This window comes from Vibrio sp. R12-SW3-ISO1 (genome assembly GCF_059834005.1).
On the sequence record NZ_JCBDGK010000045.1, the window covers coordinates 18861 to 40422 of the forward strand.

The following is a 21562-nucleotide window of genomic DNA, read 5'->3' on the forward strand; positions in this document are numbered from 1 at the left end:
TACTCCCTTACGCCAAGCTTAATAACGGGGCGCCTACCGTCACGGCATCACCTTCTTTGACATGCAGATCTTGGACGATGCCAGCACGCGCCGCGCGGACTTCGGTTTCCATCTTCATGGCTTCTAAGATGAGTAGGACATCACCTTCTGCCACTTCAGCGCCACTTTGTACGTTCACCTTAAAAATGTTACCCGCCAATGGTGCTGGCACTGTTTCGGCATTGCTTTCTGCCGCAGGTGCAGGAGCCGATGACACCGATTTCGCTGGTGTGACGGAGCTGAGCTGACCTTGAGGGCCTACCTCAACATCGTACACTTGGCCATCGACCTTAACGCTGTAGGTTTCAATTCCGCCTTGAGCGGCAACGCTAGGGGCTGCAACGACAGGCTCTTCTTTACCCGGCGCAGGCTCAAACGCATCTGGATTACGACGGTTTTTAAGGAACTTCAGCCCCACTTGTGGGAAGAGTGCGTACGTCAACACGTCATCAACAGTATCTTGCGCCAACGCGATGCCTTCCGCCTTCGCTTTTGTCAGTAGATCGTCAGTGAGGGTGTCCATCTCATCAACCAAAAGATCCGCAGGACGGCAAGTGATCGCTTCCGCCCCATCCAGCACTTTCGCTTGAAGTTCTGCATTGAGCTCTGCGGGCGCTGCGCCATACTCGCCTTTGAGTATGCCTGCCGTTTCCTTGGTAATGCTCTTGTAACGCTCGCCAGTAAGCACGTTGATCACTGCTTGGGTACCAACGATCTGTGAGGTTGGGGTGACGAGAGGAATGTAGCCAAGATCTTGACGAACACGTGGGATCTCTTCCAGCACTTCATCAAGACGCTCCGCGGCGCCCTGCTCTTTAAGCTGGCTCTCCATATTGGTCAACATGCCGCCAGGTACTTGAGCAATCAAGATACGAGAATCGACGCCTTTCAACTGACCTTCAAATTTCGCGTACTTCTTACGAACCTCGCGGAAATACGCCGCAATAGGTTCAAGCTGATCCAACTTGAGGTTTGTGTCGCGCTCTGTCCCTTCTAGCATTGCCACCACAGTTTCTGTTGGCGTATGGCCATAGGTACAGCTCATCGAGGAGATCGCCGTATCGAGAATATCCACGCCCGCCTCTACCGCTTTCACTGCCGTGGCCGTAGATAGGCCAGTCGTCGCGTGACAATGGAGAGCCAATGGAATGTCCGTTGAAGCTTTAATACGCGTGATCAGCTCTTCGGCTTCGTAAGGCTTAAGCAAGCCAGACATATCTTTAATACAGAGAGAATGACAGCCCAAGTCTTCTAAGCGCTTGGCCAGATCCACCCAAGTATCAGCGTTGTGCACAGGACTGGTGGTGTAAGAGAGCGTACCTTGAGCGTGCGCACCCACATCGACGGTTGCTTTGACCGCTTTCTCGAAGTTTCTCACATCGTTCATGGCGTCGAAAATACGGAACACATCCATACCATTGGCATGGGCACGCTCGACGAATTTCTCCACTACATCATCCGCGTAGTGGCGATAGCCCAATAAATTTTGTCCACGCAGTAACATCTGCATCGGCGTGTTTGGCATCGCTTGTTTCAATGCGCGAAGACGCTCCCAAGGATCCTCTCCTAAGAAACGGATACAGGCATCAAAGGTGGCACCGCCCCATGTTTCTAAAGACCAATATCCGACTTTATCGAGCTCAGCTGCGATAGGTAACATATCTTCAAGGCGCATACGGGTCGCAAACAGCGATTGATGGGCGTCACGAAGTACCACGTCGGTTAACGCTAGTGGTTTAGACATGCTCATTAACTCCTTTTAATCCAGTCCAATACTAATTTGCCGTCTTGGTGCGATATTGATGCACCGCAGCGGAGATCGCCGCTACAACAGTCGGGCTCACCGTAGAAGAGCTGGGTTGAACTTTATTATTTTTAAGTGGGGTGGCGATCGGCTCTGGCACCTCTTCGGGGACCAGTTTCGACATCAGCCGAACGAGATAGACAAGAATAGTGAGGAACAGAAACACAACCGTCATCCCTGTTAACATCAGGGCGGCCGCGTCTACTAGCAGGCTTCCAACATTTTCCATTTTTGCATCCTTTCTTTGTCATCCTGACAAGGAGATAGGCCTCAATGTGGACGTCATTATCCTAAGGGTCGAATAACAAGTCCTGATGGCCTAATAAAACCAGCGCAAAGCTGGTCCATCATTGTTCAGGATAAACCGTTTAATCCCGACAAGAGGTTTAGGATTATCTCGATTGGCTAAACTTTGTCAATTTTGATTCCTGCACTCTTGAGGATAATGCACATTTCTAAGGACGAACACGTCTTACAAATCACATAAATCTGCAATTTCACCGTATCCGAGCACAAATAACTGCTGATTTTATGACGTTATTGCAAATTTGGAGCAATTACTGGGATAGACTTAATGTTTCACGAAAAACTTCATAAAAAACATCAAGTTGTAAATGGAAGGTTGGAGTAGTATTACTAAGATGTTAAAAAGCCCCGCTATCACTAGCGGGGCTTATAATGTGGCGCGCTCGGAAGGATTCGAACCTTCGACCGCCTGGTTCGTAGCCAGGTACTCTATCCAGCTGAGCTACGAGCGCGCAATCTTCTCATTACGAGAAATTTGTGACTATTGGGACACCAATAGTGGTCGGGCTATGCCCTAAAGAGTGGCGCGTCCTGGAGGATTCGAACCTCCGACCGCCTGGTTCGTAGCCAGGTACTCTATCCAGCTGAGCTAAGGACGCGTCGGTTTCACTGATTTTGGTCTATTCGCCATCATCAATCAAACGTTATAGTGGCGCGCTCGGAAGGATTCGAACCTTCGACCGCCTGGTTCGTAGCCAGGTACTCTATCCAGCTGAGCTACGAGCGCGCAATCTTCTCATTACGAGAAATTTGTGACTATTGGGACACCAATAGTGGTCGGGCTATGCCCTAAAGAGTGGCGCGTCCTGGAGGATTCGAACCTCCGACCGCCTGGTTCGTAGCCAGGTACTCTATCCAGCTGAGCTAAGGACGCGTCGGTTTCACTGATTTTGGTCTATTCGCCATCATCAATCAAACGTTATAGTGGCGCGCTCGGAAGGATTCGAACCTTCGACCGCCTGGTTCGTAGCCAGGTACTCTATCCAGCTGAGCTACGAGCGCGCAATGTTCTCATTACAAGAAGGTTGTGAAGTATATCACACAAATTTTCGTCTAAAACAAAAAAATTGACCAAAGGCCAATTAATGGCGGTGAGGGAGGGATTCGAACCCTCGATACGGCTACAAACCGTATACTCCCTTAGCAGGGGAGCGCCTTCAGCCTCTCGGCCACCTCACCGTTTTATTCCCTGGTAAGGAAATATGGCGCGCTCGGAAGGATTCGAACCTTCGACCGCCTGGTTCGTAGCCAGGTACTCTATCCAGCTGAGCTACGAGCGCGCAATGTTTTCCGCTGTTCTTCCAAAGAACGCTTTAAACGAATGCTCTAACGAGCAGTGCAAGAATGGCGGTGAGGGAGGGATTCGAACCCTCGATACGGCTACAAACCGTATACTCCCTTAGCAGGGGAGCGCCTTCAGCCTCTCGGCCACCTCACCGTCTTGCGGAGGCACATATTACGATTTACCAAAAATATGTCAAACACTTTCTTGGCAAAAACGCCATTTTATCCTTCAACCGTTGGGTATTTAATCAAAGCGATGTTAATTCGCTCTTTTCATTCACTTTGTCACCATTGTCGATACAAAAAAGGCTGACAATCGTCAGCCTTTTCACAGGTTAGTAGTTACTTGGTGCAACGTTACCGTTGCCTTTTTCCGCTTGAATTCGCATGTAGATTTCTTCGCGGTGAACGGATACTTCTTTCGGAGCATTGACGCCGATACGTACCTGGTTACCTTTTACACCCAGTACAGTTACTGTTACTTCGTCACCGATCATTAGAGTTTCGCCCACTCGGCGAGTTAAAATTAGCATTCTGTGCTCCTTGAGTAATCTCTGATTTATCTTGCTACTGGGTTATTATCCAACAAAAGGGTTATTTACGTAAACTCTATTGTTGTGACTAATCAACCCCAAAAGGCATGTTTTTCTAAGCAGTCGATCGCCTTTGCAGAAGTGATGTAATGCTCATGCAGTACATTAGCCGCTTTATCAACAGACTCAGGTTCCACCACCAAAGTTAACGATTGCGGGTTAATCGATACATGAATCACGTCAATGGCAACTTCTGACAATAACGCACACGACTGTTCTACCAATCCTTCGACATGCAAACCTACTGCGGTGAGTAAGCTAACAGACCCACTATTGCGGATTTTGTCTTTGAAAACCAGTTCCAGTTTAGAGTATGCGTCCTCTTTTAACACCACGTCGACCCATTCTGCATGCTCGATCACATTCCAGAGATGAATACCTAACATTAAACACTGTTTCTTCAGGCTCTCAAGTGACTCTTTTTCAATACTGATCAGACGCATATCTCGCTGCAGCGCAATACCACAAACCGCATCTTGGCACTCTTCCCCTTTGACTAAGCTGCCAGGGTTAGTATCAAAGGTCGATAACACACGCAGAGGTACATTGTGTTGCCATGCGTACTGTACAGAGGGCAAGTGCAATACCTTCGCCCCTTTACGTGCCATCTCTTCCATGGATGGGAAGTCGATCACTTCTAGCTTTTTCGCGTTGGCCACAACACGAGGGTCACAGGTATATATGCCATCCACATCGGTAAAGATTTGGCACTCATCGGCTTGCAAAGCGCCCGCTAGAGTCACTGCGCTGGTGTCCGAACCGCCGCGTCCCAGTGTGGTGATGTCCCCTTTTTCATTGATCCCCTGAAAACCAGCCACGACCACAATATGGTCTTCCGCCAGCAGTTCATCGATAAGTTGGGTATCAATCTGTTTAATCGTCGCATCATTGTGAACATTATCCGTCACAATGCCTGCTTGTGCTCCGGTAAGTGAACGGGCCGGATAGCCAAGTTTATTGAGCGTCATCGCCAATAAAGCCATCGATACTTGTTCACCAGCAGAGAGCAAAACATCAAGTTCTCTCGCCGTAGGTACGCTGTCTACCTGCTTCGCCAAATCCATCAATCGATTGGTTTCACCAGACATCGCAGACACCACGACAACCACTTGATTACCATCATTTTTCGCGTTAATGATGTGTTTGGCTACCGTATGAATTCTCTCAATAGAACCCACTGAGGTTCCGCCAAACTTTTGCACGATAAGGGGCTTTTTCACCAGTCTTCACCTTCCCAAGACTATGTCTCATTAGGACTGCATTCAATGCGTTGAATATTGTTTGCAGTAGTTAAAACAAAAACCAAGCGGCTTATAGGCTTGATTCATCAGGCCCAATTAAACCACTTGGCTTACAAAAATAAATTACGCCCAATCAAACTAATGATTGAGCGTGATAATTACTCTCGCGATTTTAGAGGCGCTCTTCCAGCCACCCTTGAACGGATTCAAGCGCTTTCGGTAGTGCCGACACATCCGTACCACCAGCTTGAGCCATATCAGGGCGACCGCCGCCTTTACCACCGACTTGTTGCGCGACCATGTTGACCAACTCACCCGCTTTTACTTTGCCGATGAGATCTTTGGTCACGCCTGCGATAAGGCCGACTTTGTCATCGTTGATGTTCGCCAGCATGATGATGCCGCTGCCCATCTGATTTTTGACATCGTCAACCATAACGCGCAGATTTTTGTTGTCCGCACCTTCTAGTGCTGCAATCAGGACTTTAGTACCGGCAATATCTTGTACTTTACCCATGATGTTGGCACTCTCGGCTGCAGCCATCTTATCTTTGAGCTTCTGGATCTCTTTTTCCAAAGATTTGGCTTTCTGCGCAGATTCCGCCAGCTTCTCTTCGTACTTCGCCGCTTGAGCTTCAATCGCATCTAACGCCGCTTCACCCGTTACCGCTTCAATACGACGGATACCCGCTGCAATACCACCTTCTGACGTGATCTTAAAGAGACCAATATCACCCGTATTGGCCGCGTGGATACCACCACACAGTTCGGTCGAGAAGTCACCCATCGATAGTACACGCACTTCATCGTCGTATTTTTCGCCGAACAGAGCCATTGCCCCTTTCTTCTTCGCCGACTCGATGTCCATGATGTTAGTTTCAATCGTATGGTTGCGACGAACCTGGGCATTGACCAAGCGCTCCACTTCTTTCAGTTCAGTCGCGGTTACCGCTTCTAAGTGAGAGAAGTCAAAACGAAGGTTTTCAGGCTTAACCAGTGAGCCTTTTTGCGTGACGTGCTCACCAAGGACTTGGCGCAGCGCTGCGTGAAGTAAGTGCGTGGCTGAGTGGTTGAGAGAGATAGCCGCACGACGCTCAGCGTCAACCAGCGCTTCAACTTGTTCGCCTTTTGCCAGTACACCTTCAGCCAAAACGCCGTGGTGCGCAATCGCATTACCCAACTTCTGAGTATCTTCGACTTTGAATAGGCCTGATTCTGTTTTCAGAACACCCGCATCGCCACATTGACCACCCGATTCTGCATAGAAAGGCGTTTCACCCAGGATTATGATCGCTTTGTCACCTGCCGATAGAGATTCTGCCACTTCACCTTCAACGAAGATTTCAGCCACATGACTCTTACCTTGAGTGCCGGTGTAACCGCAAAATTCGGTTTCCGCTTCCGTTTTAATGGTTGCGTTGTAATCCGTATCGAATTGGCCGGCTTCACGTGCACGCTGACGCTGCTCTTCCATCGCTTTTTCGAAACCCGCTTCGTCGATGGTGAAATCACGCTCACGAGCCACGTCGTTAGTTAAGTCAGCCGGGAAGCCGTATGTGTCATAAAGCTTAAATACGGTCTCGCCATCAAGCTCTTTACCTTCAAGTGCATCCAGTGCTTCATTGAGGATAACCATGCCACGCTCGAGTGTACGGCCAAAGTTTTCTTCCTCAATGCGAAGTACTTTCTCAACAACCGCTTGTTGCTTCTTAAGTTCGTCAGCGGCGCTGCCCATCACTTCAGCCAAAACACCGACAAGCTTGTAGAAGAAGACGCCTTTGGCACCTAGTTTATTACCGTGACGCACAGCACGACGAATAATACGACGCAAAACGTAACCACGGCCTTCGTTTGAAGGCATCACGCCATCTGCGATTAGGAATGAACAAGAGCGAATGTGGTCAGCAATCACGCGTAGCGATTGGTTTGAAAGGTCTTCGCAACCGACCACTTCTGCCGCCGCTTTGATGAGCTTTTGGAATACATCGATTTCGTAGTTTGAATGAACGCCCTGCATGATGGCAGAAATACGCTCAATACCCATGCCCGTATCAACAGCTGGCTTAGGTAGTGGCTCCATCGTACCGTCAGCATGACGGTTGAACTGCATGAATACGTTGTTCCAGATCTCGATGAAACGGTCGCCATCTTCTTCAGGCGTACCCGGACGGCCACCCCAAATGTGCTCACCGTGATCGTAGAAGATTTCGGTACAAGGACCGCATGGGCCAGTATCACCCATGGTCCAGAAGTTGTCTGACTCGTATTGCTTACCGCCCTCTTTGTCACCAATGCGTACGATACGATCGGCGGGAACACCTACTTTTTTGTTCCAGATTTCAAATGCTTCGTCATCGGTCTCGTAGACAGTGACTAAAAGACGATCTTTTGGCAATTGCAATGTTTCGGTCAGAAACTCCCAAGCGAACGCAATGGCATCTTCTTTGAAGTAATCACCAAAACTGAAGTTACCGAGCATTTCGAAGAAGGTGTGGTGACGAGCCGTGAAGCCGACGTTCTCTAGGTCATTGTGTTTACCACCCGCACGTACACAACGCTGAGCCGTAGTTGCTCGCGTGTAGGCACGTTTTTCTGCGCCCAAGAAGCAATCTTTGAATTGGTTCATGCCTGCGTTAGTAAATAGCAGGGTTGGGTCGTTATGCGGTACTAACGATGAACTTTCTACGATTTGGTGTCCTTTGCTTTCAAAGAACTTGAGGAACGCGTTACGAACCTCATCAGTGCTCATGTACATGCAGCTCTTCCTGAAAATAGTCGAGTTAGAATTTTGCCGTATTGTAGATCATGCAGTCAGCTACGACTAGTTTTCTTGAAAAAATGCCGCCGTTGACGGTTGTTCACGCTTAGATTGATGAAAGCGTGTTGAATTAAGAGTCACAATGGCCGTTTAAGGCGTAACTGATTTGTTCAAAGCTGTATCCACGATACTGTAGAAAACGCACTTGTTTAGCGTACGCTTTTTGATCTTGTGCTTTGATGCCTTTGAATTTTTTCTCTGCCGCAAGCTTGGCAAGCTCAAACCAGTCTTGAGGTTCTTCCTCAAGGGCTTGATTGACTGTCGACTCAGCCACTCTTTTTTGTTGCAGCTCTTGGCGAATTCGACGCTCACCATGGCCTTTGTAAACCTGTTGGCGAACCTGGCTCTTGGCATAACGCAGGTCATCGAGATAGCGGTGCTCTAGGCAAAAATTCACCGCCTCTTGAATGTCGGCGTCCTCATAGCCTTTGAGGCTTAACTTCTGTTGCAGCTCATACACGCCGTGATCTCGGCGGCTAAGTAATTGCATCGCAGCTTCTTTACTGGACAGTGTCGGAGGTTGACGTTGATACATAATCGCACAGTGATCCATGACAAGTGAGAGGATGATTCAGTGACTCTCGAATTCAGTAACTCTCGAGAAGGTACCGCCTACTTTTCATATTGAGAATGTAGCGAACATTGAGAGTACAAGAAACGACAAAGCCCCGCATAAGCAGGGCTTTGATGAATGACGCTAAAAGCTTATAGCTCTTCTTGCTCTGGCGCTTGGCCAAATTCTGGCTCTTCAGCTGGGATTGCAGCCGGAGAAAGCAGAAGGTCACGCAACTTTTTATCCAGTGTTTTCGCCGCTTCAGGGTTCTCACGCAGGAACTTACACGCGTTCGCTTTACCCTGACCGATCTTGTCACCGTTGTAGCTGTACCATGCACCGGCTTTTTCTACCATCTTGTGTTTCACACCAAGGTCAATAAGCTCGCCTTCACGGTTGAAACCTTGACCGTACATAATTTGCGTTTCAGCTTGCTTAAACGGCGCAGCAATCTTGTTCTTAACCACTTTGATGCGCGTCTCGTTACCGACCACTTCATCGCCTTCTTTGATAGAACCCGTACGACGGATATCAAGACGGACAGAAGCGTAGAATTTTAGTGCGTTACCACCCGTGGTGGTTTCAGGGTTACCAAACATCACACCGATCTTCATACGAATCTGGTTGATGAAGATACACATACAGTTAGATTGCTTAAGGTTACCCGTCAACTTACGCATTGCTTGTGAAAGCATACGCGCTTGAAGACCCATGTGGCTGTCGCCCATTTCGCCTTCGATTTCAGCCTTTGGTGTCAAGGCAGCAACGGAGTCAATCACCATCACGTCAATCGCACCAGAACGTGCGAGCGCGTCACAAATTTCAAGCGCTTGCTCGCCTGTGTCTGGCTGAGACACTAATAACGCATCGATATCCACACCCAGTTTTTTCGCGTAGACAGGGTCAAGCGCGTGCTCAGCATCGATAAAGGCACACGTTTTACCTTCACGTTGCGCAGCGGCAATCAGTTCAAGCGTTAAGGTTGTTTTACCTGATGATTCAGGGCCGTAAATCTCAACGATACGACCCATTGGTAGGCCACCGGCACCCAGTGCAATATCAAGAGAAAGAGAACCAGTAGAAATCGTTTCCACATCCATTGCGCGGTTGTCACCAAGGCGCATGATTGAACCTTTACCGAATTGCTTTTCAATCTGGCCTAGCGCAGCGGCGAGCGCTTTCTGTTTGTTATCGTCCATTACTTTCTCCAAAACTTTCACCTGAAATTAGGTAAAAATGAATACTTTCTTCAAATCGGGGGTGGCCCGAACACTCTATAAACGTCATTATACTGTTGATTCATACAGTGTCTATAGCTGATCAGCGTTTTTTTGAAATTCAATCGTATGTTACTGATAAGTAAGACTTAACTGTTTTAGCTACGACGTTTTCGCTCGCTGTTGCAACTCTTTATACAGTACTTCTAAAGCGGTTTCGACCGCAGCGGAGCGAACTGCGTCACGGTTCCCATTAAAATGACGCGTCTCGATTTTTTGCCATGAATGACGGTCACACCAAGCAAAACAGACCGTGCCTACCGGCTTCTCTTGCGTTCCGCCTCCTGGGCCCGCGATGCCGCTAATCGCTATCGCGATGCCGGCCCGTGAATGAGCCAATGCTCCCTGCGCCATTTCGCGCACCGTCGGTTCGCTCACCGCGCCATATTGTTCCAAAGTAACAGCACTCACGCCCAGCATCTCTATTTTTGCTTCGTTGCTGTAGGTAATAAACGCTCGGTCAAACCACGCTGAACTGCCAGCGATGTCTGTGATCGCTGTCGCGACACCGCCACCGGTACAGGACTCTGCGGTCGTTAGCACCAAGCCATGTTGAGCCAAGGCTTCACCAACTTGGTGAGATAAATTTTGTTTGCTTTGCATCCTTTGCACCTTTTACCCATTTGGTGATTCACGTATCCTAAGCCGCAATAACCACAAACGAAAGATGTAACCGTGAAAGCAGAACAAAAACATACCCCAATGATGCAGCAGTATCTCAAGTTAAAGGCAGAGAACCCTGACATTCTGCTGTTTTACCGCATGGGGGATTTTTATGAACTGTTTTACGATGACGCAAAACGCGCCTCGCAATTGTTAGACATTTCCCTCACTAAGCGTGGCGCGTCAGCCGGTGAGCCCATCCCGATGGCGGGCGTGCCTTTCCACGCGGTCGAAGGCTATCTCGCCAAGCTGGTTCAACTCGGTGAATCCGTTGCAATTTGTGAGCAGATCGGCGATCCAGCCACCAGCAAAGGCCCTGTGGAGCGTAAGGTAGTGCGCATCGTGACACCCGGCACAGTGACCGATGAAGCCTTACTCTCTGAACGGATCGATAACTTGATTGCCGCGATCTTCCATCACGATGGTCGATTCGGCTACGCGACGCTCGATGTGACTTCCGGTCGCTTTCAGTTGATGGAGCCGCAAAGCGAAGAAGCGATGGCGGCAGAGCTGCAACGCACTTCGCCAAGAGAGCTTTTGTTCCCTGAAGATTTTGAGCCCGTGCATCTGATGTCTTCGCGCAGTGGTAATCGCCGCCGACCAATCTGGGAGTTCGAGCTCGATACGGCCAAGCAGCAGCTGAATCAACAATTTGGCACGCGAGATTTGGTCGGCTTTGGTGTTGAACATGCCAAACTGGGCCTCTGTGCCGCTGGCTGTTTGATCCAGTACGTCAAAGATACGCAACGCACCGCCCTGCCTCATATTCGCTCGCTGACGTTTGATCGCCAAGATCATTCGGTGATCTTAGACGCGGCGACAAGACGCAATTTAGAAATCACGCAAAACCTCGCGGGCGGCACCGACAACACGTTGGCTTCCGTACTCGATCACACCGCAACCCCTATGGGCAGTCGAATGCTCAAACGTTGGTTGCACCAACCGATGCGCGATATCGACACGCTCAATCAGCGTCTCGATGCCATCACAGAACTTAAGCAGCTCGCGCTCTTTACTGAGTTGCAGCCCGTACTCAAACAAGTGGGCGACATTGAACGCATTCTTGCACGCTTAGCGCTACGCAGTGCTCGACCTCGCGATATGGCAAGACTGCGCTTTGCCATGCAACAGTTGCCAGAGCTCGCTGATGTGATGAAAAGTGCTGAGCATCCGTACCTTAAAAAGCTCGCCCAGTATGCTGCGCCGATGGATGAGGTCTGCGAACTGCTTGAGCGCGCCGTTAAAGAGAATCCGCCCGTCGTCATTCGTGACGGAGGGGTGATTGCACAAGGCTACGACGCAGAGCTCGATGAATGGCGCAAATTGGCCGATGGCGCCACCGAATACCTGGACCAACTTGAGCAAGAAGAGCGCGAACGTCACAGCATTGATACATTGAAAGTCGGCTACAACAATGTGCACGGCTTCTTTATTCAGGTCAGCCGTGGCCAAAGCCACCTTGTGCCGCCTCACTATGTTCGCCGCCAAACGTTAAAAAATGCCGAGCGCTATATCATTCCTGAGCTGAAAGAGCATGAAGACAAGGTCTTAAACTCCAAGTCAAAAGCACTGGCGCTTGAAAAGCAGTTATGGGAAGGGCTGTTTGATCTGCTGCTGCCTCATTTAGAGCAGATGCAAAACCTGGCCTCAGCATTGTCACAAATCGATGTGTTGCAAAACCTAGCAGAGCGCGCCGATAGCCTCGACTACTGCCGCCCGATACTCAATGGTGAGATTGGTGTTCATATCCAAGGCGGTCGCCATCCAGTGGTGGAGCAGGTAATGGATGAGCCGTTTATTGCCAACCCCACAGAACTGACGCCACAACGTAAGATGTTGATCATTACCGGGCCTAACATGGGCGGTAAATCGACCTACATGCGCCAGACCGCCCTTATCGCTTTGATGGCGCATATCGGCTCCTATGTGCCCGCCGAATCGGCAACCATAGGCTCGATTGATCGTATATTTACCCGTATTGGCGCTTCCGACGATCTGGCCTCTGGGCGCTCAACCTTTATGGTCGAAATGACGGAAACCGCCAACATCTTGCACAACGCCACGGAGCGCAGCTTAGTGTTAATGGATGAAATTGGCCGTGGCACCAGTACCTACGATGGCTTGTCGCTTGCTTGGGCAAGCGCTGAATGGCTTGCCAAAGAGCTTGGGGCGATGACTCTGTTCGCCACCCACTATTTTGAATTAACAGAGCTGCCCAACCAGATCGCAACCTTAGCCAACGTCCACCTTGATGCGGTGGAGCATGGCGATAGCATTGCCTTTATGCACGCGGTGCAAGAAGGGGCGGCAAGTAAATCCTACGGTCTCGCCGTTGCCGGGTTAGCTGGCGTACCAAAAAGTGTCATCAAACAAGCACGAGCTAAATTGCAGCAGTTGGAATCAATCTCGTTAACCGATGCGCCAGCACCTGCGCGGGCTGGCGTTGATGTGGCTAACCAGCTCAGCTTGATCCCCGAGCCAAGTGAAGTGGAACAGATGCTGGCCAATATTGACCCTGATGATTTAACGCCTCGACAAGCATTAGAAGCGCTGTACCGTTTAAAGAAACATCTCTAAAGCTCAGTACACTATCAAGCCTACAGACAACAAGGCCTCCCGAATATGGGAGGCCTTGTTGTTAACATGCTAGTGAAAGATCACGCCCCGTGGCTACAACTTGCGGCGTAACAGCAACAGCGCAATGGTCAAAAACACCACGCTCGGCATCACCGCACCAAAAACAGGCGGAATGCTGTACACCAAGCTGAGCGGGCCAAAGAATTCACTCGAGATGTAAAAGGTGAAGCCGGCCACCACACCCGATAAAATGCGTGCGCCCATGGTGACACTGCGCAGCGGACCAAAGATAAACGACAGCGCCATCAACATCATCACGGCAATGGAGAAAGGCTGCGTGACTTTACGCCACAGCGCCAATTCATAGCGTGAAGAGTCCTGCTCTGAGGCTTTTAAGTAGGTCACGTAATCGTACAAGCCACCCAGTGACAACTCTTCAGGTTTCACCGTTACCACGGCGAGCTTGTCGGGGGCGAGTGACGTCGTCCAACGATACTCGGGCAGCGCCGTTTTATTGATCTCGACATCGTCCATCATTTCCGTCACTTGGACCTCTTTCATGAGCCAAGTGTTGTCGGACAGGTAATCCACTTTGTTGGCGTACACTACGGTTTGCAGCTTTTTATCGCTGTCAAATCGCCACATGTTCATGCCATAAATCGTGTCGTCTTCGACTTTACCCATAAAAATAAAATCGTTGGCATCACGCGCCCAAACACCAGTGCGCACAGACATAATCGCACCGCCAGAAGTGGCAAACGCTCGTAAGTCACGCGCCATTTTTTGCGCTTGCGGTGCGCCCCACTGACCGAGTAACGTCACCAGCACCATTAACGGCACTGCGGTTTTGAGCACCGACAAACCGATATCTAACTTCGAATAACCCGACGCCTGCATCACCACAAGCTCGGAGCTTGAAGCCAACATACCAAGCCCTATCAAAGCGCCAAGCAATGCCGCCATTGGGAAAAACATCTCGACGTCACGCGGAATACTGAGGACGACAAAAAACAGCGCTTGCAACAAGTCATAGGTGCCACTGCCGACCTTACGCAACTGCTCGACATATTTGATGATGGCCGACAAGCCAACAAACGTAGCCAACACCAGAGACGTCGTGGCAATAATGGTTCTACCTATGTAGAGATCAAGAATCTTAAACACGACTTACGCTGCCTTCTTTTTTCTTTGTCTGAGTCTATCTTTAAAGCGACGAACCGCAATACTGTCCATCGAGTTGATACCCACTGCGGTGAGCAACAACGCCGCGTTAATTGGCCACATGCCGATCATCGTAGGAATAGAGCCATCTTCAAGAGCCGACTTCGTCGCACTGATGGCTAAGAAGTAGGCCAAGTAAATCAATATCGCCGGCCCCATTTTCGCGAAGCGCCCTTGACGAGGGTTAACCGCCGATAACGGCACCACCAGCATGGTAAGCAAAGGGATGCAGACCACTAACGAGAGGCGCCATTGTAACTCCGCTTGTGCGCGTCGGTCAGGGTTGGACAACAGCTCCATCGTCGGAATTGCTTCCCAGTCACGCCCTTTCGCTTTCACATCGCGCTGACCAATCAGTCCCTCGTACTGATCAAACTCAGTGATCATATAATCCACACGCGTTGGCACCCCTTCATAGCGTGTACCATCATACATGCGAATAACCTGACGCCCGTCGCTCAGCTCTTTCACTTCACCAGATTGAGAGAAAGAGACGCTCGGTAAAATGGAGTCTCTCGGGCGCATTTGTGCGACAAAAACGTGTTTGAGTTTTTTACCGTCTATATCATCAATAAAAACAACAGATGATCCATCCGGCGTACCTTGGAAGTGTCCTTTTTTGAGGAGGTCAACGCTATTTTCCGCTTCGACTTCTTCTTGCAATTGAATCAGCTTTTCTTGGCTGTAAGGCGCAAAAACAAACGCGTTGGCGGCGGCAATTAACCCAGTGATCACCGCTAAGTACAAAGCGGCGCGAATCAGGAATTTGTTGCCAATCCCCGTTGCGTTCATCACGGTAATTTCACTTTCTGCGTAGAGACGGCCAAAGGTGAGAAGAATGCCTAAGAATAGACTAAGCGGCAGCATCAAAAGCCCCATTGATGGCATGCTTAAACCGACATAGTGCATGACCAAACTTGCGGGGATATCACCATCGGATGCATCGGCGAGCACTTTGATCAGTTTTTGGCTGAGAAACACCAAAAACAGGATAAAAAATATCGCTAATTGGCTCTTGAGTGTCTCGCGGATCAAATATCTAACAATAATCACGCTGAAATTACCTATACAAAACTTGTTTTTTTAATTGAATCACTATAATTTCCCGATGAACCTTTTGTTTTTAAATTTTTTGGCTAATTGTTAACGCGCTTATTTAAAGATAGTTCCGGTGTAGGAATCAACAAGTAAGACGCCATTATCTAACATTTAGTTCGATTTGTCTTCAGGATGTAGGAGTACGCATGGAGTTCAGTGTAAAGAGTGGCAGCCCAGAGAAACAACGTAGCGCATGTATCGTTGTCGGGGTGTTTGAGCCACGTCGCCTTTCTCCAGTTGCTGAGCAGCTAGATAAAATCAGCGATGGCTATATCAGTTCACTACTTCGCCGTGGTGATCTAGAAGGAAAACCTGGGCAGATGCTACTTCTGCATCAAGTACCTGGTGTGTTGTCTGAGCGAGTTCTGCTTGTCGGTTGCGGCAAAGAGCGCGAGTTGGGTGAACGTCAGTACAAAGAGATTATCCAGAAAACCATCAACACCTTGAACGAAACGGGCTCTATGGAAGCAGTGTGCTTCTTGACTGAGCTGCATGTGAAAGGTCGTGATACCTACTGGAAAGTGCGCCAAGCGGTCGAAGCGACCAAAGATGGCCTCTACACCTTTGATCAGTTTAAGAGCGTCAAGCCTGAAACTCGTCGCCCACTGCGCAAGTTGGTGTTCAACGTACCGACGCGTCGTGAGTTGAACTTGGGTGAAAAAGCGATCGCGCACGGCTTGGCCATCTCGTCGGGTGTCAAAGCGTGTAAAGATCTTGGCAACATGCCACCCAACATTGCGAACCCAGCTTACCTCGCCTCTCAAGCGCGCCGCTTAGCGGACGACTACGAGACGATTACGACGAAAGTGATCGGCGAAGAAGAGATGGAAAAACTGGGGATGAACTCTTACCTAGCGGTAGGCCGCGGTTCGAAAAACGAATCGATGATGTCAATCATGGAATACAAGGGTAACCCAGACGCACAAGCCAAGCCTATCGTATTAGTCGGCAAAGGTCTGACGTTCGATTCAGGCGGTATTTCACTCAAGCCTGGCGAAGGCATGGATGAGATGAAATACGACATGTGTGGCGCTGCCTCCGTGTTTGGCACCATGAAAGCGCTCGCGAAACTCAACCTGCCTATCAACGTGATTGGTGTGCTGGCCGGCTGTGAGAACATGCCAGGCAGCAACGCTTACCGTCCGGGTGATATCCTAACCACAATGTCAGGTCAAACGGTCGAAGTATTGAATACCGATGCCGAGGGCCGTTTGGTTCTGTGTGACGCACTGACCTACGTTGAGCGCTTTGAACCAGAATGTGTCGTGGATGTCGCTACCCTCACTGGTGCGTGTGTGATTGCACTGGGTCACCACATCAGTGGCGTGATCTCAAACCATAACCCGCTGTCTCACGAGCTTATCAACGCTTCTGAGCAAGCGAGCGATCGCGCATGGCGCTTACCGATGGCCGATGAGTACCATGAACAGCTGAAAAGCCCATTCGCCGATATGGCGAACATTGGTGGTCGTCCTGGTGGCACCATTACTGCCGGCTGTTTCTTGTCGAAATTTGCGAAGAAGTACAACTGGGCTCACATCGATATCGCGGGCACTGCTTGGAAATCTGGCGCAGCGAAAGGCTCAACAGGCCGACCAGTCTCTATGCTTGTCCAGTTCCTGCTCAATCGCAGCGGTCAAGATACTGAGGAGTAATCCTCAACCACATCGAAGGGCCGCAAGGCCCTTTTTTGTATACAGGCATCAGTAAATATCATGGCTAACGCGACCTTTTATCTGATTCAATCGGATTCTCCCCAAGCCACCCCTGAGGGGTTGGATGCGTATGCGGTCTTTTTGGCGCAGCACTTTGCCAAACAAGGGGCAAAAGTGTACGTCAACTGCCAACACAAAGCCCACGCGGAAGCCCTTGCTGAGCGGTTTTGGCAAGTGGAACCTGAGCAGTACATCGGCCATAACTTGGTTGGAGAAGGCCCCAAGTATGGCACGCAGATTGAGATCGGCCATCAGCAGGTCCGCCCTTCTTGGCATCGCCAGTTGGTGATAAATATGGCTGAAAATGAGACAACCTTTGCGCATCCGTTTACAGAGGTGGTAGACTTCGTCCCTTGCGACGAAAAAGCCAAGCAGCAAGCGCGAGAACGGTATAAAATTTACCGTCAATCGGGCTTTCAAATGCAAACGATCGCACTCGAACACCACTGATCGTCAATCCTTATAGTTAAGCTCTCTTTTCAGAGAGTTCACTTATAAAGATTGACCTAGATTTACCATTAACCAGAATCAAACCTCCAAGGGGTAGAACGTAGGCTGGCCCTAATCATTAGGTGAATGCACGCCGCCTAGGTTCCATCATCACGAGGCAAAATGAGCGCTATGGAAAAGACATATAACCCAACTTCAATTGAACAAGCTCTATACCAGGCTTGGGAAGAAAAAGGCTACTTTAAGCCGCACGGCGACACGACGAAAGAATCATACAGCATCATGATCCCGCCACCGAACGTCACCGGTAGCCTTCACATGGGCCACGCATTCCAAGACACCATCATGGATACCTTGATCCGTGCCGAACGTATGAAGGGCAAGAACACCCTTTGGCAAGTCGGTACTGACCACGCGGGTATCGCCACACAGATGGTGGTTGAGCGTAAGATCGCGGCAGAAGAAGGCAAAACCAAGCACGATTACGGCCGTGATGCGTTCATCGACAAAATCTGGGAATGGAAAGGCGAATCAGGTGGCACCATCACTAAACAGCTGCGTCGCCTAGGTGCTTCTGTCGACTGGGACCGTGAACGTTTCACTATGGATGACGGCCTATCAAACGCCGTTCAAGAAGTGTTCGTGCGCCTCTACGAAGATGACCTCATCTACCGTGGTAAGCGTCTGGTTAACTGGGATCCTAAACTGCATACCGCAATTTCTGATCTTGAAGTTGAAAACAAAGATAAAAAAGGCCACATGTGGCACTTCCGCTACCCACTAGCGGATGGGGTGAAAACGGCAGATGGCAAAGACTACATCGTTGTCGCCACCACTCGTCCAGAGACGATACTGGGTGATACGGGCGTTGCGGTAAACCCAGAAGATCCTCGCTACAAAGACTTGATCGGCAAAGAGATCCTTCTTCCTATCGTCGACCGCCGCATCCCTATCGTCGGTGATGAGCACGCGGACATGGAGAAAGGCACAGGCTGTGTGAAAATCACCCCTGCGCACGACTTCAACGACTACGAAGTGGGTAAGCGCCACCAGCTACCGATGATCAACATTCTCACCTTTGATGCCAACATCCGTGACGCAGCCGAAGTGTTTAACACGAATGGCGAAGCGAGCGATGCTTACTCAACAGAGATCCCGGCTAAATACCAAGGGTTGGAGCGTTTTGCCGCGCGTAAAGCCATCGTAGCGGAATTTGAAGAGATTGGCCTGCTCGACGAAATCAAAGACCACGACCTCACCGTGCCATACGGCGACCGTGGCGGCGTGGTCATCGAACCGATGCTGACCGACCAATGGTATGTGCGTACTGCTCCTCTTGCAGAAACCGCAACTAAAGCAGTAGAAGACGGCGAAATCCAATTCGTACCTAAGCAATACGAAAACATGTACTTCTCTTGGATGCGTGACATTCAAGACTGGTGTATCTCTCGTCAGCTATGGTGGGGGCACCGTATCCCTGCATGGTACGACAACGACGGCAATGTCTACGTTGGTCGCACTGAAGACGAAGTGCGTGAGAAGAACGGCCTAGCACCGGTTGTGGTACTGCGCCAAGATGACGACGTACTGGATACCTGGTTCTCTTCTGCCTTGTGGACGTTTGGCACACAAGGCTGGCCTGAAAACACAGATGATCTGAAAACATTCCACCCTTCAGATGTGCTGGTCACCGGTTTCGACATCATCTTCTTCTGGGTTGCTCGCATGATCATGATGACTATGCACTTCTGTAAAGATGAAAACGGCAAGCCACAAGTGCCATTCAAGACGGTTTACGTAACGGGTCTCATCCGTGATGAAAACGGCGACAAGATGTCGAAGTCTAAGGGTAACGTGCTTGATCCAATCGACATGATTGACGGCATCGACCTTGAGTCTCTAGTTGAGAAGCGCACCGGTAACATGATGCAGCCTCAACTTGCCGCGAAGATCGAGAAGAACACGCGTAAGACGTTTGAAAACGGTATCGAACCCTACGGTACGGATGCACTGCGCTTCACGCTTGCTGCTATGGCTTCAACGGGTCGTGACATCAACTGGGATATGAAGCGTCTGGAAGGTTACCGTAACTTCTGTAACAAGCTATGGAACGCGAGCCGTTACGTGCTGATGAATACAGAAGAGCAGGATTGTGGCTTCCATTCATCTAACGAACAGGCAGGTGAGATCGAGTACTCACTCGCAGACAAATGGATCGAGTCTCAGTTTGAGCTAGCGGCGAAAGAGTTCAATAGTCACATTGATAACTTCCGTCTGGATATGGCAGCAAACACGATTTACGAATTCATCTGGAACCAATTCTGTGACTGGTACCTAGAGCTCACTAAGCCAGTGCTTTGGAAAGGTAACGAAGCTCAGCAACGTGGTACTCGCCGCACGCTGATCACCGTTCTAGAGAAGACACTTCGTCTTGCGCACCCAGTGATCCCATATATCACAGAAACTATCTGGCAGAGCGTTAAACCACTGGTTGATGGTGTTGAAGGTGAGACGATCATGCTTCAAGCGCTTCCTCAGTTCGACGAAGCGAACTTCAACCAAGCAGCTCTTGATGACATCGAGTGGGTGAAGTCATTCATCACTAGTATCCGTAACCTACGTGCGGAGTACGACATCAACCCAGGTAAGCCGCTTGAAGTGATGCTAAAAGCCGCAAACGCGGAAGACGCAGCTCGTCTAGAAGCGAACAAGCAAGTTCTTGTTTCTCTGGCGAAGCTTGAGTCTGTACGTGTACTGGAAGCGGGTGAAGAAACACCAGCTTGTGCAACGGCACTCGTCGCTAAGTCGGAGCTAATGATCCCAATGGCGGGTCTAATTGACAAAGACGCCGAGCTTGCTCGCCTCGATGGTGAAATCAAAAAGACACAAGGCGAAATCAAACGCATTGAAGGCAAGCTAGGTAACGAAGGCTTCGTGGCTAAAGCACCAGAAGCGGTGGTGGCTAAAGAGCGTGAGAAGCTAGAAGGCTACAAAGAAACGCTCGTGAAGCTTGAAGAGCAAAAAACGACGATTGCCGCACTGTAAGTTCATAAATCAAGTCTGGGAGGCTGGTCATGATGACCAGCCTTTTTTATGTCTTGCTCTTTATCGGCTGAGAACTAAAGTTAAAGTAAAAGCGACAAAGGAGTGACTTGTGCGCGCGCTCGCAGTATCCCTTTCTAGTGCCCTGTTCGCATTGTGGTTCGCCGTGAGTGTCGACGCCACGGCAGAAACCAATAATGGTGAAGTGAATAATGATGAAGACAATAAGATTGTCAAAATTGCCGCAGGTGAGTGGCCACCTTTTATTGGCCAAGAGTTAGAAGAATTCGGATTTGTCGGAAAGACCATTGAGCAGGCGTTTGCGACACAAGGCTATCAAGTCGAATTTCACTTCTTTCCTTGGAAACGGGCCTACAAAGAAGCGAGTGAAGGCGAATTTGTCGCCACCGCGATCTGGATGTTTGCCCAAGAGAGAACCGAACATTTTTATTTCAGCGAACCAGTGGCACAGGAGGAATTTGTTTTTTTTCATCGCAAAAGTGATGACTTTTCTTGGCAGCGTTTAGAAGATTTAGAGGGTAAACACCTTGGCGGTGGGCTGGGCTACAGCTATGGTGAAGAACTGGATGCACTGATCGAGGATGGGCATGTCACCATGCAACGGGTCGCCGACCCTACCAAAGCGTTTCAATTTCTCAAATATCGCCGGGTTGAGCTCGTGCCAGAAGAGAAACACATCGGTCTATTTACGCTCAACAAACTCCCCTATGAAACCCAGGCTCTGATCAGTTTTCACCCTAAGCCATTTTTGACTAATAGTAATTATTTGATGTTCTCCAAAGCGCACCCTGATGGAGAAAAGCTGCTGCGAGTATTCAATCAAGGCTTGAGTCAATTAAAGGCCAGCAGCAGCGAGTAAA

Annotated in this window: 15 protein-coding genes and 8 tRNA genes; 5 read left to right on the forward strand and 18 right to left on the reverse strand. The window is 49.7% G+C overall.

Annotation, left to right across the window (positions count from 1 at the left end; genetic code table 11):
* Positions 1 to 7: 7 nt before the first annotated feature.
* The 16 genes from oadA to pncC form a co-directional block, all read right to left on the reverse strand.
* Positions 8 to 1783 carry a sodium-extruding oxaloacetate decarboxylase subunit alpha gene (oadA, locus tag AC6R0R_RS13660; RefSeq protein ID WP_500627069.1) on the reverse strand — a complete coding sequence of 592 codons (1776 nt, stop codon included), beginning with the start codon at positions 1781 to 1783 and terminating at the stop codon, positions 8 to 10.
* Between the two features lie 31 nt (positions 1784 to 1814).
* On the reverse strand, positions 1815 to 2072 hold the full coding sequence (locus tag AC6R0R_RS13665; protein ID WP_334555094.1) for an oxaloacetate decarboxylase subunit gamma: 258 nt from the start codon (positions 2070 to 2072) through the stop codon (positions 1815 to 1817).
* A gap of 452 nt (positions 2073 to 2524) precedes the next feature.
* A tRNA-Arg gene (locus tag AC6R0R_RS13670) sits at positions 2525 to 2601 on the reverse strand.
* A 70-nt stretch (positions 2602 to 2671) separates the two neighbouring features.
* A tRNA-Arg gene (locus tag AC6R0R_RS13675) sits at positions 2672 to 2748 on the reverse strand.
* A 51-nt stretch (positions 2749 to 2799) separates the two neighbouring features.
* A tRNA-Arg gene (locus AC6R0R_RS13680) sits at positions 2800 to 2876 on the reverse strand.
* 70 nt (positions 2877 to 2946) lie between these two features.
* Positions 2947 to 3023 (reverse strand) — tRNA-Arg (locus tag AC6R0R_RS13685).
* Positions 3024 to 3074: 51 nt separating this feature from the next.
* Positions 3075 to 3151: transfer RNA gene (locus tag AC6R0R_RS13690), tRNA-Arg, on the reverse strand.
* 84 nt (positions 3152 to 3235) lie between these two features.
* Positions 3236 to 3328, reverse strand: a tRNA-Ser gene (locus tag AC6R0R_RS13695).
* Between the two features lie 24 nt (positions 3329 to 3352).
* Positions 3353 to 3429, reverse strand: a tRNA-Arg gene (locus tag AC6R0R_RS13700).
* 65 nt (positions 3430 to 3494) lie between these two features.
* Positions 3495 to 3587 (reverse strand) — tRNA-Ser (locus AC6R0R_RS13705).
* Between the two features lie 181 nt (positions 3588 to 3768).
* Positions 3769 to 3966 carry a carbon storage regulator CsrA gene (gene csrA, locus AC6R0R_RS13710; RefSeq protein ID WP_099611788.1) on the reverse strand — a complete coding sequence of 66 codons (198 nt, stop codon included), beginning with the start codon at positions 3964 to 3966 and terminating at the stop codon, positions 3769 to 3771.
* Between the two features lie 92 nt (positions 3967 to 4058).
* Positions 4059 to 5246: an aspartate kinase gene (locus AC6R0R_RS13715; RefSeq protein ID WP_334555093.1), complete on the reverse strand. Its 1188-nt coding sequence runs from the start codon at positions 5244 to 5246 to the stop codon at positions 4059 to 4061.
* A gap of 193 nt (positions 5247 to 5439) precedes the next feature.
* Entirely contained in the window at positions 5440 to 8022 is a 2583-nt protein-coding gene (gene alaS, locus AC6R0R_RS13720; RefSeq protein WP_500627070.1) for an alanine--tRNA ligase, read from the reverse strand.
* 133 nt (positions 8023 to 8155) lie between these two features.
* Complete coding sequence (gene recX / locus AC6R0R_RS13725) at positions 8156 to 8620, reverse strand: recombination regulator RecX (RefSeq protein ID WP_487901751.1); 465 nt, start codon at positions 8618 to 8620, stop codon at positions 8156 to 8158.
* 170 nt (positions 8621 to 8790) lie between these two features.
* Complete coding sequence (gene recA / locus AC6R0R_RS13730) at positions 8791 to 9837, reverse strand: recombinase RecA (RefSeq protein WP_500627071.1); 1047 nt, start codon at positions 9835 to 9837, stop codon at positions 8791 to 8793.
* A 180-nt stretch (positions 9838 to 10017) separates the two neighbouring features.
* Positions 10018 to 10518, reverse strand: coding sequence for a nicotinamide-nucleotide amidase (gene pncC / locus AC6R0R_RS13735; RefSeq protein ID WP_500627072.1), 501 nt, complete (start codon positions 10516 to 10518; stop codon positions 10018 to 10020).
* Positions 10519 to 10590: 72 nt separating this feature from the next.
* On the opposite strand from pncC, the gene mutS reads away from it, so the two are divergent.
* Positions 10591 to 13155 (forward strand): DNA mismatch repair protein MutS, encoded by a 2565-nt coding sequence (gene mutS, locus AC6R0R_RS13740; RefSeq protein WP_500627073.1) that lies wholly within the window; start codon positions 10591 to 10593, stop codon positions 13153 to 13155.
* Between the two features lie 93 nt (positions 13156 to 13248).
* On the opposite strand, the gene lptG is transcribed toward mutS, so the two are convergent.
* A complete protein-coding gene (lptG, locus tag AC6R0R_RS13745; RefSeq protein WP_334555074.1) occupies positions 13249 to 14319 on the reverse strand; it encodes an LPS export ABC transporter permease LptG in 1071 nt (356 codons plus the stop codon).
* Between the two features lie 3 nt (positions 14320 to 14322).
* Positions 14323 to 15429, reverse strand: a complete 1107-nt coding sequence (lptF, locus tag AC6R0R_RS13750; RefSeq protein ID WP_500627074.1) for an LPS export ABC transporter permease LptF — start codon at positions 15427 to 15429, stop codon at positions 14323 to 14325.
* A 191-nt stretch (positions 15430 to 15620) separates the two neighbouring features.
* Between lptF and pepA the strand changes: the two genes are divergently transcribed.
* The 4 genes from pepA to AC6R0R_RS13770 all read left to right on the forward strand — a co-directional run bounded on the left by pepA (position 15621) and on the right by AC6R0R_RS13770 (position 21561).
* Positions 15621 to 17129 carry a leucyl aminopeptidase gene (pepA, locus tag AC6R0R_RS13755; protein WP_334555072.1) on the forward strand — a complete coding sequence of 503 codons (1509 nt, stop codon included), beginning with the start codon at positions 15621 to 15623 and terminating at the stop codon, positions 17127 to 17129.
* A gap of 60 nt (positions 17130 to 17189) precedes the next feature.
* Positions 17190 to 17639: a DNA polymerase III subunit chi gene (locus tag AC6R0R_RS13760; protein ID WP_500627075.1), complete on the forward strand. Its 450-nt coding sequence runs from the start codon at positions 17190 to 17192 to the stop codon at positions 17637 to 17639.
* A 171-nt stretch (positions 17640 to 17810) separates the two neighbouring features.
* The gene (locus AC6R0R_RS13765; RefSeq protein WP_500627076.1) at positions 17811 to 20684 is read left to right on the forward strand and encodes a valine--tRNA ligase; all 2874 of its coding nucleotides are present in this window, start codon (positions 17811 to 17813) and stop codon (positions 20682 to 20684) included.
* A gap of 163 nt (positions 20685 to 20847) precedes the next feature.
* Positions 20848 to 21561, forward strand: coding sequence for a substrate-binding periplasmic protein (locus AC6R0R_RS13770; RefSeq protein ID WP_500627105.1), 714 nt, complete (start codon positions 20848 to 20850; stop codon positions 21559 to 21561).
* The last annotated feature ends 1 nt before the right edge of the window (position 21562 follow it).

Coding starts and splice junctions, on each gene's coding strand:
- oadA (WP_500627069.1), bottom strand. CDS start 1,783: ATGTCTAAACCACTAGCGTTAACCGACGTGGTACTTCGTGACGCCCAT.
- AC6R0R_RS13665 (WP_334555094.1), bottom strand. CDS start 2,072: ATGGAAAATGTTGGAAGCCTGCTAGTAGACGCGGCCGCCCTGATGTTA.
- csrA (WP_099611788.1), bottom strand. CDS start 3,966: ATGCTAATTTTAACTCGCCGAGTGGGCGAAACTCTAATGATCGGTGAC.
- alaS (WP_500627070.1), bottom strand. CDS start 8,022: ATGTACATGAGCACTGATGAGGTTCGTAACGCGTTCCTCAAGTTCTTT.
- recX (WP_487901751.1), bottom strand. CDS start 8,620: ATGTATCAACGTCAACCTCCGACACTGTCCAGTAAAGAAGCTGCGATG.
- recA (WP_500627071.1), bottom strand. CDS start 9,837: ATGGACGATAACAAACAGAAAGCGCTCGCCGCTGCGCTAGGCCAGATT.
- pncC (WP_500627072.1), bottom strand. CDS start 10,518: ATGCAAAGCAAACAAAATTTATCTCACCAAGTTGGTGAAGCCTTGGCT.
- pepA (WP_334555072.1), top strand. CDS start 15,621: ATGGAGTTCAGTGTAAAGAGTGGCAGCCCAGAGAAACAACGTAGCGCA.
- AC6R0R_RS13760 (WP_500627075.1), top strand. CDS start 17,190: ATGGCTAACGCGACCTTTTATCTGATTCAATCGGATTCTCCCCAAGCC.
- AC6R0R_RS13765 (WP_500627076.1), top strand. CDS start 17,811: ATGGAAAAGACATATAACCCAACTTCAATTGAACAAGCTCTATACCAG.